The sequence below is a fragment of the Nonomuraea sp. NEAU-A123 genome (assembly GCF_018603905.1).
In the GTDB taxonomy this organism is placed as follows: Bacteria; Actinomycetota; Actinomycetes; order Streptosporangiales; family Streptosporangiaceae; genus Nonomuraea.
Genome location: NZ_JAHFZZ010000053.1, coordinates 1 through 12,986, shown reverse-complemented (window position 1 = coordinate 12,986; position 12,986 = coordinate 1). Strand labels below are relative to the sequence as shown.

Annotated in this window: 16 protein-coding genes; 7 read left to right on the top strand and 9 right to left on the bottom strand. The window is 70.1% G+C overall.

The window, feature by feature from the left end; genetic code table 11:
• Positions 1 to 374: 374 nt before the first annotated feature.
• A complete protein-coding gene (locus KLK06_RS59070) occupies positions 375 to 3,203 on the bottom strand; it encodes a BTAD domain-containing putative transcriptional regulator (protein ID WP_214644691.1) in 2,829 nt (942 codons plus the stop codon).
• A gap of 160 nt (positions 3,204 to 3,363) precedes the next feature.
• On the opposite strand from KLK06_RS59070, the gene KLK06_RS59065 reads away from it, so the two are divergent.
• The 6 genes from KLK06_RS59065 to KLK06_RS59040 all read left to right on the top strand — a co-directional run bounded on the left by KLK06_RS59065 (position 3,364) and on the right by KLK06_RS59040 (position 7,734).
• Positions 3,364 to 3,816: a carboxymuconolactone decarboxylase family protein gene (locus KLK06_RS59065; protein WP_214644690.1), complete on the top strand. Its 453-nt coding sequence runs from the start codon at positions 3,364 to 3,366 to the stop codon at positions 3,814 to 3,816.
• A complete protein-coding gene (locus KLK06_RS59060; RefSeq protein ID WP_214644689.1) occupies positions 3,810 to 4,514 on the top strand; it encodes an SDR family oxidoreductase in 705 nt (234 codons plus the stop codon). The genes KLK06_RS59065 and KLK06_RS59060 overlap by 7 nt, the downstream gene beginning before the upstream one ends.
• A gap of 21 nt (positions 4,515 to 4,535) precedes the next feature.
• Positions 4,536 to 5,840 (top strand): FAD-binding oxidoreductase, encoded by a 1,305-nt coding sequence (locus KLK06_RS59055; protein WP_214644688.1) that lies wholly within the window; start codon positions 4,536 to 4,538, stop codon positions 5,838 to 5,840.
• 13 nt (positions 5,841 to 5,853) lie between these two features.
• On the top strand, positions 5,854 to 7,068 hold the full coding sequence (locus KLK06_RS59050) for an SGNH/GDSL hydrolase family protein (protein WP_308169065.1): 1,215 nt from the start codon (positions 5,854 to 5,856) through the stop codon (positions 7,066 to 7,068).
• A 113-nt stretch (positions 7,069 to 7,181) separates the two neighbouring features.
• Positions 7,182 to 7,352, top strand: coding sequence for a hypothetical protein (locus tag KLK06_RS59045; RefSeq protein WP_214644687.1), 171 nt, complete (start codon positions 7,182 to 7,184; stop codon positions 7,350 to 7,352).
• A gap of 58 nt (positions 7,353 to 7,410) precedes the next feature.
• Positions 7,411 to 7,734: a GNAT family N-acetyltransferase gene (locus tag KLK06_RS59040; protein WP_214644686.1), complete on the top strand. Its 324-nt coding sequence runs from the start codon at positions 7,411 to 7,413 to the stop codon at positions 7,732 to 7,734.
• Positions 7,735 to 7,912: 178 nt separating this feature from the next.
• Here the strand turns inward: KLK06_RS59040 and KLK06_RS59035 are convergent, their stop codons facing one another.
• The 8 genes from KLK06_RS59035 to KLK06_RS59000 all read right to left on the bottom strand — a co-directional run bounded on the left by KLK06_RS59035 (position 7,913) and on the right by KLK06_RS59000 (position 12,082).
• A complete protein-coding gene (locus KLK06_RS59035; RefSeq protein ID WP_250907733.1) occupies positions 7,913 to 8,866 on the bottom strand; it encodes an NADP-dependent oxidoreductase in 954 nt (317 codons plus the stop codon).
• A 25-nt stretch (positions 8,867 to 8,891) separates the two neighbouring features.
• On the bottom strand, positions 8,892 to 9,518 hold the full coding sequence (locus KLK06_RS59030) for a hypothetical protein (protein WP_214644684.1): 627 nt from the start codon (positions 9,516 to 9,518) through the stop codon (positions 8,892 to 8,894).
• A 40-nt stretch (positions 9,519 to 9,558) separates the two neighbouring features.
• A complete protein-coding gene (locus KLK06_RS59025; RefSeq protein WP_214644683.1) occupies positions 9,559 to 10,179 on the bottom strand; it encodes an NmrA family NAD(P)-binding protein in 621 nt (206 codons plus the stop codon).
• A gap of 38 nt (positions 10,180 to 10,217) precedes the next feature.
• Positions 10,218 to 10,622 carry a hypothetical protein gene (locus tag KLK06_RS59020; protein WP_214644682.1) on the bottom strand — a complete coding sequence of 135 codons (405 nt, stop codon included), beginning with the start codon at positions 10,620 to 10,622 and terminating at the stop codon, positions 10,218 to 10,220.
• The gene (locus KLK06_RS59015) at positions 10,622 to 11,368 is read right to left on the bottom strand and encodes a flavin reductase family protein (RefSeq protein ID WP_214644681.1); all 747 of its coding nucleotides are present in this window, start codon (positions 11,366 to 11,368) and stop codon (positions 10,622 to 10,624) included. The genes KLK06_RS59020 and KLK06_RS59015 overlap by 1 nt, the downstream gene beginning before the upstream one ends.
• Before the next feature lie 137 nt (positions 11,369 to 11,505).
• On the bottom strand, positions 11,506 to 11,676 hold the full coding sequence (locus KLK06_RS59010; protein WP_214644680.1) for a hypothetical protein: 171 nt from the start codon (positions 11,674 to 11,676) through the stop codon (positions 11,506 to 11,508).
• On the bottom strand, positions 11,670 to 11,831 hold the full coding sequence (locus KLK06_RS59005; protein ID WP_214644679.1) for a hypothetical protein: 162 nt from the start codon (positions 11,829 to 11,831) through the stop codon (positions 11,670 to 11,672). Before KLK06_RS59005 ends, KLK06_RS59010 begins: the two co-directional genes overlap by 7 nt.
• Positions 11,831 to 12,082: a hypothetical protein gene (locus KLK06_RS59000; protein ID WP_214644678.1), complete on the bottom strand. Its 252-nt coding sequence runs from the start codon at positions 12,080 to 12,082 to the stop codon at positions 11,831 to 11,833. The genes KLK06_RS59005 and KLK06_RS59000 overlap by 1 nt, the downstream gene beginning before the upstream one ends.
• A 126-nt stretch (positions 12,083 to 12,208) precedes the next feature.
• On the opposite strand from KLK06_RS59000, the gene KLK06_RS58995 reads away from it, so the two are divergent.
• The coding region (locus tag KLK06_RS58995) for a histidine kinase dimerization/phosphoacceptor domain-containing protein (RefSeq protein WP_214644677.1) at positions 12,209 to 12,986 on the top strand (778 nt) is incomplete at its 3' end.

The window sequence follows — 12,986 nt, the reverse complement described above, 5'->3', positions numbered from 1 at the left end:
CGAGCCGGGGATGGCGACCTGCTCGTGGCCCCACGAACGCAAGCCTTCGCCCCGGTGCATCCCCAGCCGCGCACGACCCACGGAGGATCACGCAGAGGCCGCCACCGCGCCTGATCCCAACACCCGATTTTCGCGGAGCTCCTGCGGGCGTCGGGGGCGAGGCGGCTGACCTCGCCGACCCGTTCCCTGAGAGGCGGGCAGGTGGGGCAGGGGCGGACGACCAGAGGGAAGCGGCGTCCGATCGGTTCGAGGTCTGCGGGTGAAGTCCGCAGGGGCCATGGTCAGTTCCTGGGGAGTAGGGCCTCGCGCGGCGCGGCTGAGGATGGCCTGGGAGAGGGGGTCGGTGACGGTCATCGGCGGTCGCACACAGGCATTCAGAACGGAACGCACGTCTCCGGCGTGGGGAGGAGCCGTGCGAGGGCTTCGCGGGCCCGCCGTTCCTCGCTCCGGTTGCTCAGCTCCACGGCCAGGTCGAGGGCGGTGGTGTGCAGGTGTACGGCTTTGCCGGGGTCGCCCATGGTCGCTGCGATCTCGGCCAGGCTATTGAGGGCCTTGGCCTCGCCTCGCCGGTAGCCGAAGTGCCGATACAGCTCCAGCGCCTGCTCGTGGTGGTCGCGGGCCTCGGCGTGCCGGCCCAGCCGGGTGCAGGCCACCCCGAGGTTGTCCAGGGCGTCGGCCTCGCCGCCTCGACTGCCGATCTCTCGGGACAGCTCCAGCGCCTGGCGATGCAGGTCGGCCGCCTGTGCGTACTGGCCGAGCCGCTCGTGGGCGATGCCGAGGTAGTCCAGCGTCACAGCCTCGCCGAACCGGTCGCCGATGTCGCGGAACAACTCGAGAGCGCGCAGGTTCGCCTCCTTGGCCCGCTCGTGGTCGCCTTCGTCCGTGCCCACCCTGCCCAGGCCGACCAGCGCCCGGGCCTGACCGCGTAGGTCTTCAGCCGTACCGCAGGCGGCCAGAGCCCGGTCGAAGTGCTCACGGGCGACGTCATGACTTCCCTGCACCTGATGCACCCAGCCGAGATCGGTCAGGGCCCGCCCTTCACCGGCCAGATCCTCGCGGCATCGGGCGGCGTGCAGTGCCTTGCCGTACAGGGCGAGAGCATCGTCGTGGTGGGCGTGGTCGTAGAGATAGCGGAACAGCGTGGTGGCCAGCAGGCCGGTGTGCGTCAGGTCGCGATCGGCGGCCAGGACGAGGTTGGCGCGTTCGGCTTCCAGCCAGGCCAGCGCCCGCGGCGCGTCGTGGACAGGCACCGGCGGGCACGCGGATCGCTCGATGCGCGGCCGCCGGTGGGCGCTGTCGGGATAGAGCAGGTCCATGGCGTCCGACGCCGTGGTCAGCTGGTGGCCGAGCAGCCGGGTCATCGCCGCCTCCCCGGCCTGCGGCGGCTCTTGCTCGGCCGCGAGCTGCGCGGCGTACTGGCGGAGCAGGTCGTGGAAGACGTAGCGGCCGAAGGCGCGCTGCTGGAGCATATGCGCGTCCAGCAGGTCCTCCAGCAGGTCCTCGGTGCGCTCCACGGGGAGATCGGCGAGCGCGGCGGCCGCGTGGGGTTCGATGTCGCGGCCGGGATGCAGCCCTAGCAGGCGGAACACCTGCTGCTGCTCGACGGTGAGCTGGCGGTACGACAGGGTGAACGCCGCCGCCACGCCGCGTTCCGACCTGGCCAGCTCGGTGAGCCTGCGGCGCTCGTCACGCAGGCGTTCGGCCAGATGGGCCACGCTCCAGCGGGGGCGGTGCCGCAGGCGAGTGGCGGCGATGCGTACGGCCAGCGGCAAGAACCCGCACAGCAGCAGGACCTCCGCGACCGCCTCGGACTCGGCCACCGCGCGCTCGCCCACGATGCCGGTGAAGAGCGCGACGGCGTCGGGTAAGGGCAGCACGTCCATGGACACGGCCCGAGCGCCGTCCAGGTCGGTGAGCCGCTGGCGGCTGGTGATGAGCACCAGGCTGTTCGAAGCGCCCGGCAGCAAGGGCCGGATTTGGGCGGCGTCGGCGGCGTTGTCCAGCACCAGCAGCACCCGGCGGCCGGCCAGCTCGGCTCGCCACAACGCAGCCCTTTCGGTCATGGACGCGGGGATGCGCTCGGTCGCCACACCGAGCTGCCGCAGCAGCACCTCCAGCGCTTCGGCGGGCTCAAGCGGCCGCTGGCCCGCCGTGTGGGCGTGCAGGTCGATGAAGAGCTGACCGTCAGGGTAGCGTCCGGCGAGGCGGTGCGCGGCATGGACGGCCAGTGCCGTCTTGCCGATGCCGGCCATGCCGTCGATCACGGAGATCGTCACCGTCTGGGAGGCGGGCCCGCACAGCTCCTCCACCTGGACGGAGCGGCCGGCGAAGTCGGCGACGTCGTAGGGCAAAAAGGCCGCCACCGGCCTGGCCGTGGCGGCGTCAGGCGGCCCGGCCTGTGCGGGCCGGATCAGGGCGGCCGCGGGCGGCTCGGCCCGCGCGGACCGGATCGGGGTGGCCGCGGGCGGCTCGCCGCGCAGGACGGTCTCCTCGATGGCCAGGAAGCCGTGGCCCGGGTCCAGTCCCTGCTCATCGGCCAGTCTGCGGCGGTAGTCACGACCGACGGCCAGCGCGTCCGCCTGGCGCCCGGCGCGATGCAGGGCCAGCATCAGCTGGCCGGCCAGCCGTTCACGCAAGGGATGCGCGGCCAGCTCGGCGGCTAGCTGATCAATAAGCTCGGCGTGCCTTCCGGCGGCGAGTTCGAGCTCCACCAGTCGTTCGACCGCGGCCAGCCGCCGATCCTCCAGCCGCGCCCTGGCGCTCTCGGCGAAATGGGCCTGGACGCCGGCGAAGGCTGGCCCGCGCCACAGGGCGAGCGCTTGGCGCAGCGTCTGTACGGCCGGGGCCGGCTCGGACTGCGCTTCGGCCACGAGCGTGGCGAACTCCTGCAGGTCGAGCTGCCCCGCCGCCGGAGTGATCAGGTATCCGGCCGACCGGGTCTGTACGAGGTGGGCCGCGTCCGCCGCGCGCAGCGTGCGCCGCATCGCGGTCAGCGCGGCGTGCACCTGTGCTCGGGCAGTGTCCGGCGGCGTCGGCCCCCACATCGCCTCGATCAGCCGCTCGACGCTCAGTACCGTCCCGGAATGTAGCAGCAGGTATCCCAGGAAAGCGCGGTGACGCGGGGCGAGAGAGGGAAGCTCGCGGCCCTCGGCCGACACCTCCACCGCACCCAGGATCGCAAAGCGCACATTCCCGCCGAGCATGCGCAGGAGTCTATAGCCGCGGCGGATCATCGCATCGTCGATGCATCGCGGATGTATTGATCGCCCCCGTGATGCTGGTCGTACGGCGCGGCGGTTACCTCACCCCGCTCGCCTCCGTCACACAGGTGACGACGATCAGAACCCTCTAAGGAGACTGACCATGCAAGCACGCATGAAGAACCCCGCCATGGCTCTGCCCGGCGCGATGAAAGCGCTCATGGACCTGGCCAAGGCCATCGATCAGGCCGGACTGCCCAAGATCACGGCGGATCTGGTGCTGCTTCGGGCCAGCCAGATCAACGGCTGCAGCGTCTGCGTCGACGTGCACGCCAAGGACCTGCGCAAGGCGGGCGAGAGCGACGAGCGGCTGTTCGCCGTGGCGGCGTGGCGCGAGGCGCCGTACTTCACCGAGGCCGAGCGCGCCGCGCTGGCACTGGCCGAGGAGGTCACCCGGCTCGCCGACGGCGGCCAGATCAGCGACGAAGTGTGGGACGAGGTCGCCGACCACTACTCCGAGACCGAGCTGGCCGCGCTGATCATGACCATCTCCTCCGTCAACCTGTGGAACCGGCTGAACGCCACCACCCGGCAGATCGCGGGCGCGGCATGGTGACAACCGCCCTCGTCACGGGCGCGAACAAGGGCATCGGTTTCGAGATCGCACGCCAGCTCGGCGACCGGGGCATCACCGCGATCATCGGTGCCCGCGACGAGGAGCGGGGGCGCGCCGCGGCCGAGCGGCTCGGCCTGCCGCACGTGCGACTCGACGTCACCGATGCGGCCGGGATCCGAGCCGCGGCCACGTGGATCGAACAGGAGTACGGCAGGCTCGACATCCTGGTCAACAACGCCGGGATCACCTTCCCGGACGGGCCGCCCAGCCAGAGCACGACCGAGGAGGCCCGCCAGGTCTACGAGACGAACGTGTTCGGCGTCATCGAGGTCACCAACGCGATGCTGCCGCTGCTCCGCCGCTCGCCGGCCGGACGCATCGTGAACGTCTCCAGCGAGCGGGGCTCGATCGGGCGCACGCTGGACCAGGACCACCCGCTGTGGCCGATGCTCAACCTGGTCTACTGCTCGTCCAAGGCCGCCCTGAACATGATCACCGTGTCCTACGCCAAAGAACTGTGGGACACCCCGATCAAGGTCAACACGGTCGATCCGGGCTGGGTCAAGACCGACATCAACCACAACGAAGGCATCAAGACCCCCGAAGAAGGCGCCGCGCCGATCGTGGCCATGGCGGTGCTGGACGCCGACGGCCCCACCGCCACCTTCGTCCAGCACGAAGGCCCTCTTCCCTGGTAGTCCCCGAAGGAGACAACGGATATGGATCTGCGTAATACCGTCCGGGGGCGCGTCCTGCTTCCCGGCGAGGACGGGTTCGACGAGGCGGCCCGCCCGTGGGCGGTCGGCGTCCACCAGCCGGTGGCCGCCGTAGCGGAGGCGGCGAACGCCGAGGATGTGGCGGCGCTGGTGCGCTACGCCCGCGAAGCCGGGCTGACGGTCACCGCCCAGCCGTCGGGCCATGGCGCCTCGGGTGACGTGCAGGGCGTGATCCTGCTACGCACCGGCCGCCTGGACTGGGTGGAGGTCGACGCGCAGGCGCGCATCGCCCGGGTCGGCGCCGGAGCGCGTTGGGGCCGGGTGCTGGCCGAGACCGGCAAGCACGGCCTCACCGGGCCGGCCGGCAGCAGCCCGGTGGTGACAGTGGCCGGCTTCGTCGCCGGCGGCGGGATCTCATGGTTCGGCCGCAGCTACGGCTGGGCCGCCGACTCGGTACGCGCCTTCGAGGTCGTCGACGCCGGCGGCGAGCAGGTTCGGGTCACCGCCGAGTCCGATGCCGAGCTGTTCTGGGCGCTGCGCGGCGGCGGCGGCGACTATGGGCTGATCACCTCGATCGAGCTGGCGCTGTACCCGGCGCCCAGCCTGTACGGCGGACGGATCGTCTGGCCGGCGGCCCGCGCCGCCGAGGTGTTCGACGCCTTCCGTCAGATCACTGCGGCCGCGCCGCGCGAGCTGTCGGTGTGGGTCAACCGGATGGCCCCGCCGCCACCCGTGCCGCCGATGGTCACCATGGACGTGACCTACCTTGGCGACCAGGCCGAGGCCAAGGCTCTGCTGGCTCCGCTGGAGGAGCTCGGTGGGAGCCTGTCCGACAGCCGTGGACTGATGGACGTCGCCGACCTGGGCACGATCGCGGCCGAGCCGGTCGAGCCCAGCCCGATGCTGGCCCGCACCGAGCTGCTGACCGGCCTGGATGAGGCGACGCTGGAGACGCTCAGCGGCTCGGAGCTCGCGCCGCTGCTCAACCTCCAGGTCCGGCATCTGAGCGGGGCGCTGGCCGAGACCGATCCCGCCGGCGGCGCGGGCGGCGCGCTGGCCGAACCGTACATGCTCTACCTGCTCGGCCTGCGGCTGCCCCACCTGGTCGATGCGGTGCAGGCCAAGCAGAGCGCCCTGGTCGAGGCGCTGGGCCAGGCGGTCAGCGGCCGCAAGCCATACACCTTCCTCGCACCGGCGGAGAACGCTGCCCAAGCCTTCCCCGCCGACGCCCTGGCCCGGCTGCGCGAGATCAAGCGCCACCGCGACCCCTATGGCATCTTCCGCGCCAACTTCCCGGTTCTGGACTGAAAAGAGCACCGACGTGTTGAAAATCGCGACCGCCGCCGCGCTGATCGCGGCCCTGATGACAGCACCGGCGTCCGCCGACGCGGAGACCGGCAGGTGGACGCCGGCCTGGGCGACCGCCGTCCAGCAGCCGTCGCCCGACGTCTGGTATCCCACCTGGGCGGAAAAGGGCTTCGCCAACCACTCTGTCCGCCAGGTGGTCCGGGTCACCACGGGAGGCTCCGCGCTCCAGATCCGGCTCTCCAACTCCTACGGCAGCCCTCTTCGGCTCACCGGAGCGAGCGTGGCCAAGGCCGGCGCGGGTGCGGCCGTGCAGGCGGGCACCCTCCGGCCGCTGACCTTCGCGCACGCCACCTCCGTGAACCTCCCCACCGGCCGGCAGGCCGCCAGCGATCCCGTCCGGCTCGCGGTCAAGGCCGGGGAACGGCTGACGGTGACGCTGTACTTCCAGGGCACCACCGGTCCCGCCACCTACCACAACCTCGCCCAGACCACCTCCTACCGGGCCACCGGCGACCACACCCGCGACCTCGGCGGGGCCGCCTTCACCGAGACCAACAGCTCCTGGTTCTACCTGTCCGGAGTCGACGTACACGGCAGTGGGCCCGCGGTGGCGACCTTCGGCGACTCCATCACCGACGGATACGGCGCCACCCAGGACGCCGACAACCGCTACCCGGACGCGCTGGCCCGCCGGCTGGACGGCCAGCGGCCGGTACTCAACCTCGGCATCGCCGGCAACCGCCTGCTCACCGACTCGGCGTGCCTGGGCGAGCGGGGACTGGCACGGTTCCGCTGGGACGTGCTCGACCAGCCCCGCGTCAAGACGGTGATCGTGCTGGAAGGCATCAACGACATCCTCCTGGGCCTGCAGGAGCCCACGCCCTGCACCACACCCGTGACCAAGGTCGGCGCCGACGACCTGATCAGCGGCTACCGGCAGCTCATACGCGCCGCCCACGCCCGCGGCGTCCGGATCATCGGCGGCACCCTCCTGCCGACCAAGGGGTACGCCTACCACTCCGACGAGGTCGAGCGGATCCGCGACGAGGTCAACGCGTGGATCCGCACCAGCGGCGAATTCGACGCGGCCGTGGACTTCGAGCGTGCCGTCGCCGACCCCGCCGACCCCGATCGAATCCGCCCGGCCTTCGACAGCGGAGACCACCTCCACCCCAACCCGGCCGGCTACCAGGCGATGGCCGACGCCCTCGACCTGCACACCCTATGAGCCTGGAACTCCAATAGCTTCGGTAGACCGCAAGATTGGGGGTGATCCTGCGGTCTACCGGGGATTTTGGGCGTTGTCGTGGTCGGCTGGGGCGCGGTAGAGGGGGAGCCGGCGTGCACTGGGGCTTCCACCTGGCCATGCGCAGCGTGCCCGTGAAGCCGGAGAGCTTTAGCACCCTGCTCGTGCTGATGGCCATCGGGCTCGCGCTGGCGGGAGCCGTCCTGCTCAGGGGTCAGGGCGTCGTCAAACCGAATCCGCCGGCAAGCGACCGGGTGGTGGTCTGAGGCCGCGTAGCCGAGTTCCTCCGCCGCAGACCGCCTCATCGTCGAACGGCTCTGGCTCATGTTCCGCCACGACATGGCGGAGTTCCAGGGCGGACTGCCCAGCCCAGACGGCACCTATCACAGCGACCGGCTACGCTCGGCGTTCGAGGACGACGACTGGGCGGCCTACCTGTTCACCAGCGGGGACCAGCCTGTCGGGTTCGCGTTCGTGCGCGCACGGTCCGGCCCGGCGCGCGTGCTGAACAGCTTCTTCGTGGTGCGCGGCGCGCGCAGATCCGGGATCGGGCTGAAAGTCGTGCGGGAGGTGATCTCCCGGCACCCCGGTCCTTGGAAGATCACCCCTGCGTCAGGAAGATTGCGGCACGCGAGTTACCTGAGATAGATAAACGCCTACGGCCCAACATGACGGCCAAGGTGCGATCTTGGTGACAGTGTGGCTGCCTGTGTGACACCCATCGTGCTGCGGCTCAACAGCGTCGCCGCATGCCGACATGATTACGAGCCACTTTCCCTGAAAAGGGTACGCTGGGTGGCGGACCTGTTGCTCGCCGTACCAGACCTCACCCTCGCCCCCAGAGTGTGTCGAGCACCAGACGACCGCGCACGTGCCCGGTTTCCCCGATCATGTGCGCGTCGGCGGCCTTGTCCAGGGGGAGCACGTTCTCCACGGCGATGCGCAGGCGCCCCTCGGCCATCAGCGCGGCGAGGTTCGCCAGGCCGGCGCCATCGGGTGCGACGTAGACGAAGCCGACCCTCAGCCCCCGTGCCCGCGCGGCCTCCGTCAGCCGCGCGTCGTCGCCCTTCAGCGTGACCAGGATGCCGCCCGGACGCAGGACGTCGAGCAGCCGCAACGCCTCCTGGCCACCCCTCGGATCGACGACCACGTCAACGTCGTGGACGGCCTTCTCCACCGGTGCGGCCGAGTAGTCGAGGACCTCGTGGGCGCCGAGCCCTTCGACGAAGGCATGGTTGCCGGTGGAGGCGGTGCCGATGACCTCGGCTCCGGCGTTCGCGGCCAGCTGCACCGCGATGTGGCCCACGCCGCCGGCGGCTCCCTGGATCAGGACCCGCTGGCCGGAGGAGAGACCGCCGAGGTCGAACAGCGCCTGCCACGCGGTCAGCGCGGCCATCGGCGTGCCCGCCGCACTGTGGTGCGTGACGCCCTCGGGCTTGATGGCCAGCGAGTCCGCCGACGCTGTCACGTGGTCCGCGTATCCTCCCGCGAGGCCGGGGAAGTTCGGCATGCCGAACACCTGGTCTCCGGCCTTCATCGTGGTGACGCCGGGGCCGGTATGAGTGACCGTGCCGGAGATGTCCCAGCCCAGTACGGCGGGGAATCCGCTCAGTGGCACGCCGCGGTCGGCGCGGGTCTGCCAGTCGATGGCATTGATCCCGGCCGCGTGGACGCCTACCTGGACCTCGCCCTGGCCAGGCTCCGGCAGGGGGACCCGGCCGATTCTCAGCGCTTTCGGCGGGCCGTAACCGTCAATGATGGCGGCGCGTGTCGTGTTCATCGTCATCCTGTCCTGTGAGTGTTGCTCAGCGCTGGACACTCACGTAGCGGCGGTGCTGGTAACGGAAGAACACGGTCAGACTGGCAGCGGCGGCGAGGAGTCCAACGGCCAGGGCGACCAGCAGGTGGTGGTCCGTTATGAGGTAGTAGGTCAGCAGGGCGAGGCAGACGCCGGCCAGGACGCCGTTGATGATGGCGATCATGCTGGCGGCGGTGAAGAGCCCGGCCATCGGGCCCGCTTTGACCGCCAGCGACCCGAGCGCATCGTCGGTCTCCCCTTCACCCGCGCCCCAACTGGCGAAGTAGCGCGCCGCCTCAGGGTCGAGCTCGCGGTAGTAGCCGCGGATGCGCGCGATGCTGCTCAGGTACGCCACGTTCTGCACCCCGGTGTCGACGAGCCGTGCCGTGGTGAACACGCCCAGCACAAAGACCGTCGGCAACGCCGCGGCGGCGAACGGCAGCAACAGACCGGGCGTCTGCGAGGCGAACCCCAACGCGATCAGACTGCTGGACAACGCCGACAGATACAGCGACGAACGCCCGAGCGCCTCGCTGACCGTGGTGCCGGCCGCCGATTGCAGCACGAAATGCTCCGTCACGATCGCCGACATGAGCGGTGCCGACGGCCTCGCGTCACGGCTCTCCGCCTCCATGACCGCTCCTTTCGACCCGTATTCGTCTGTCTGGCCGAGGTCAGTGGAAGGCGTCGGCGTGTGTCTCCGCCCACTGTTCGAAGGTGCGGGGCGGGTGTCCGGTCACCTCCTGCACGGTCGGCAGGACCTGCGACTCGTCGAGCGTGCCGTCGACGTAGAAGCTGAAGAAGGCGTCGACGTACTCGACCGGCATGCTCGCCTCCATCTGAGCCCGAGCCTCCTCGTCCGGCAGCCCCTCGCAGCGCAGGTCCCTGCGCAGCACCTTGGCCAGCACGGCGATCTGGTCGGCGGGCAGCAGCGAGTCCGGGCCGGTCAGCTCGTAGATCCGGCCCTCATGCCCATCACTCGTCAGCGCCAGGGCCGCGACGGCCGCGATGTCGGCGGGGTCGATGGCGGCGGCCGCCACCCCGGCGAACGGTACGCGCACCAGGTCGCCGGTCCGAAGCTGCGGCAGCCAGCGCAGCGCGTTGGACATGAACGCCCTGGGCCGCAGGAACGTCCAGGGCACACCCGGCTCCCGCGCGGCGCGCTCGGAGCCGGGTGGCAGTGTGACGGCCCGCGGGTCGCGTACCAGCGCGCGCACCCGCTGCCCGGCCTGGGCCAGAGCGGCCACCAGCGGCGATCCGATATTGCCGGTGGCACCGGTCACCAAGATCATCATGTCTCCCATCAGGTCATCAGCTTGCGGGGTAAGAAGCGCTATGCGGCACCGGCGAGGCCGACGGCCAGGGTGATCAGCGCGACGGCGAGGAGCAGGCCCCCGACTCGCGTGAGCATCGTGCCGGACGAGCGGGCACCCTGCTCGCCGACGGCCAGATGCAGGAAGAACCCACCCGATTGCGCCAGCACCCCCACCAGCAGCACCCCACCCGCCAGCCATTCCAGACCGGCGGAGAAGCCGGCGCGGGGCAGGTAGAGCAGGTAGACCAGGGACAGCAGCAGCAACACCCCGGCGTGCGCGTGGCCGGCACGGAAGAACCGCTCGCGAAACCCGCCCAGCTTCTCGTGATCGGTGGTGATGAAGCGCAGCAGCGCGTGCCCGCCGAACTCGACCGTGACCAGCGACACGATCGCGATGATCGGCAAAATCTCGGTGGGTTCCATCAGCGTGTGCCCAGGTCGCTTTCGCGGGCCGCCTCGAAACGCGACAGACTGTCGAGCTCGTCAGCGACCTGTACGGGATCTGCTTGCGAGAGCAGCGCGTTGCCGGTCTGACCCGTGCCGACCCGTGAAAGTTGGTGCGGCATGTCCCAGCCTTCGGCGAGTCGCGACGAGTGCACGTTCTGCCCGCCGCCGAAGAACTCGGTGAATTTCATGATCAGCGGGTCCCACCGGAGCGGGTCCACATAGTGCGTGCCCGGGATGACCAGGTCCTCCTCGACGTGGGCCCGGAGCACCTCCACCTCGAAGGCGTTGACTTTGGCGGCACTGGCGAGGGGGTGCACCGCAACGACCCTGCACTCCAACTGGATGGGGCACTCCGCGGCCCGGGGCGGTCCGACCAGGTCAGAAGCCTGTTCAGTCAGCCCTGCGAGTGCGAACTTGGCGGGCTCATACCGATACCCCTGCTGGACTTTCAAGGGTGGAACCGTCGACTTGCCGGTGGTGAGCGCGATCCTGTCAACGGCGTCCACCATCGACGCCGACGGCAGGTTGAGAACGCACTCGCGTTCCCGCAGCAGATTCGCGGTCGTCTGACCGCTGCTGCCGAGACCGAGCATGCAGGACTGGTCGAGCCACCACGCCGAGGACATCGGGGCGAGATTGGTGGTGCCGTCCTCGTTCCGTGAACTGATCAGTACGACCGGCGTGCCGAAGTACAACACCTTGAGCCCGGGAACCACATGCATCCTTGTTCACCCTTCACTGCGAGAGGAGCCGAATACTGGTGACGATCGGCAAGCTGCCGTCCGCGGCGGCCATGCGGTACGGATGTCCAACGGCAAGCCGACGAGCGCGGCCGCGATGAGCAGTGCCCCGCCGCGAGTCAGCCGATCGTGCCGACCGAGCGATTGCCGTCCTCGCCGACGACCATATGGACGAGGAAGCCGCCCGATTGGGCAAGCACACCAACGAGCGTCGCCATGCCGAACAGCCACTCCAGGCCATTGGAGAATCTGGCGCGCGGCAGGTAGAGCAGATACATCAAGGTCAGCACCAGGAGTACCCGGGGGTGCGCGTGGCCGGCCGGAAAGAGCGCTCGCGAAACTCGCCCAGCTTCTCGCGATCGGTGGTGATGAAGCGCAGCAGTGCGTGCCCGCCGAACTCGACCGTTACCATCGACGCGATCGGCAAAATCTTGGGGGGTTCCATCAGCGCGCGCCCGCGCCTTCCAGGTCGCTTTCGCGGGCCACCTCGAAACGCAGCAGCTTGAGCAGCACGACCCGGGTCAGCTCATCGCCCTTGGTGTGTTCCAGTACCTGCCCGTAGGCCGCGATCATATGGTGACAGAACAGGCTGTCGAGCTCGTCGGCGACCTGTACGGGATCTGCTCCCGCGAGCAGCGCGTTGCCGGCCTGGCCCATCGGACTTCCCTGCTTTCGTACGGCCATGACCTCGGTCATGGTGAACGGATGTCCGCAACATCACATAGGTGATCCCCCAAAAGGGTGACAGTGGCCGGGAAAGCGCCGATAGTGTCCCTGCAACCAGGCGGGTATGCATTTTGCATGGTTCATCGGGAGAGCTGAGTGGCGCGGACCGCTGACGACCTCCCGCTGCGGCTCGCCGGTGGCATGTTGTGGGCGTCGTTCGGCATCCTGTTCTTCATCCGTACGATGAGCGGGGTGTGGCGCGACGCCGCTCCGCTCGCGTTGCTGCTGACGATGACGTCGTATCCGCCGCTGATCGCGATCCTGGCGCGGCGCTGGCGCCCGGCCGTCCGGTATGGGCTTCTGTCGGCATTGGTGCTGCTCTATCTACTGCCTTTCCTCGTGGTCGGGCCGGCGTGGGATTGGATGCCGTGGACGGTGGCGGCCGGCGTGCTGTGCGTGCTCCCGGCGCGGGCGGCGTGGTCGCTGTTCGTCCTTGTCGTGACCGCCACGGGCGCGGCGGCCGCGCTGCTCGGGCATGGGGTCTACGACACGATCTGGTTCATGATCGCCACGGCGGACGACGGTCTCATCGTGTTCAGCCTGGCCGCGCTCGTCGGGACGGCGCGGCGGCTGCACGACACCAGGGGCGAACTGGCCCGGCTGGCGCTGGTCAGGGAACGCCTGCGGCTGGACGGCGAGCTGCGGGACGTCCTGGGCGGGAAGCTGCGGGCGATCGCGTTCCGGATGCGGAAAGCGGTCCGGGAAGAGCCGGTGGAGGCCCGGCAGGACATCCGCGAGGGCATCGGGCTCGCCCGGCGGACCTTGGCGGAGGTGCGGGAGACCGCCGGCGCCTACCGCGCCACCACGATCGCCGAGCCCCCGGCGCGGATCGAGTCACCACGGTTGGCGCGGTTCGTCCTGCTCGCGGTGCTGC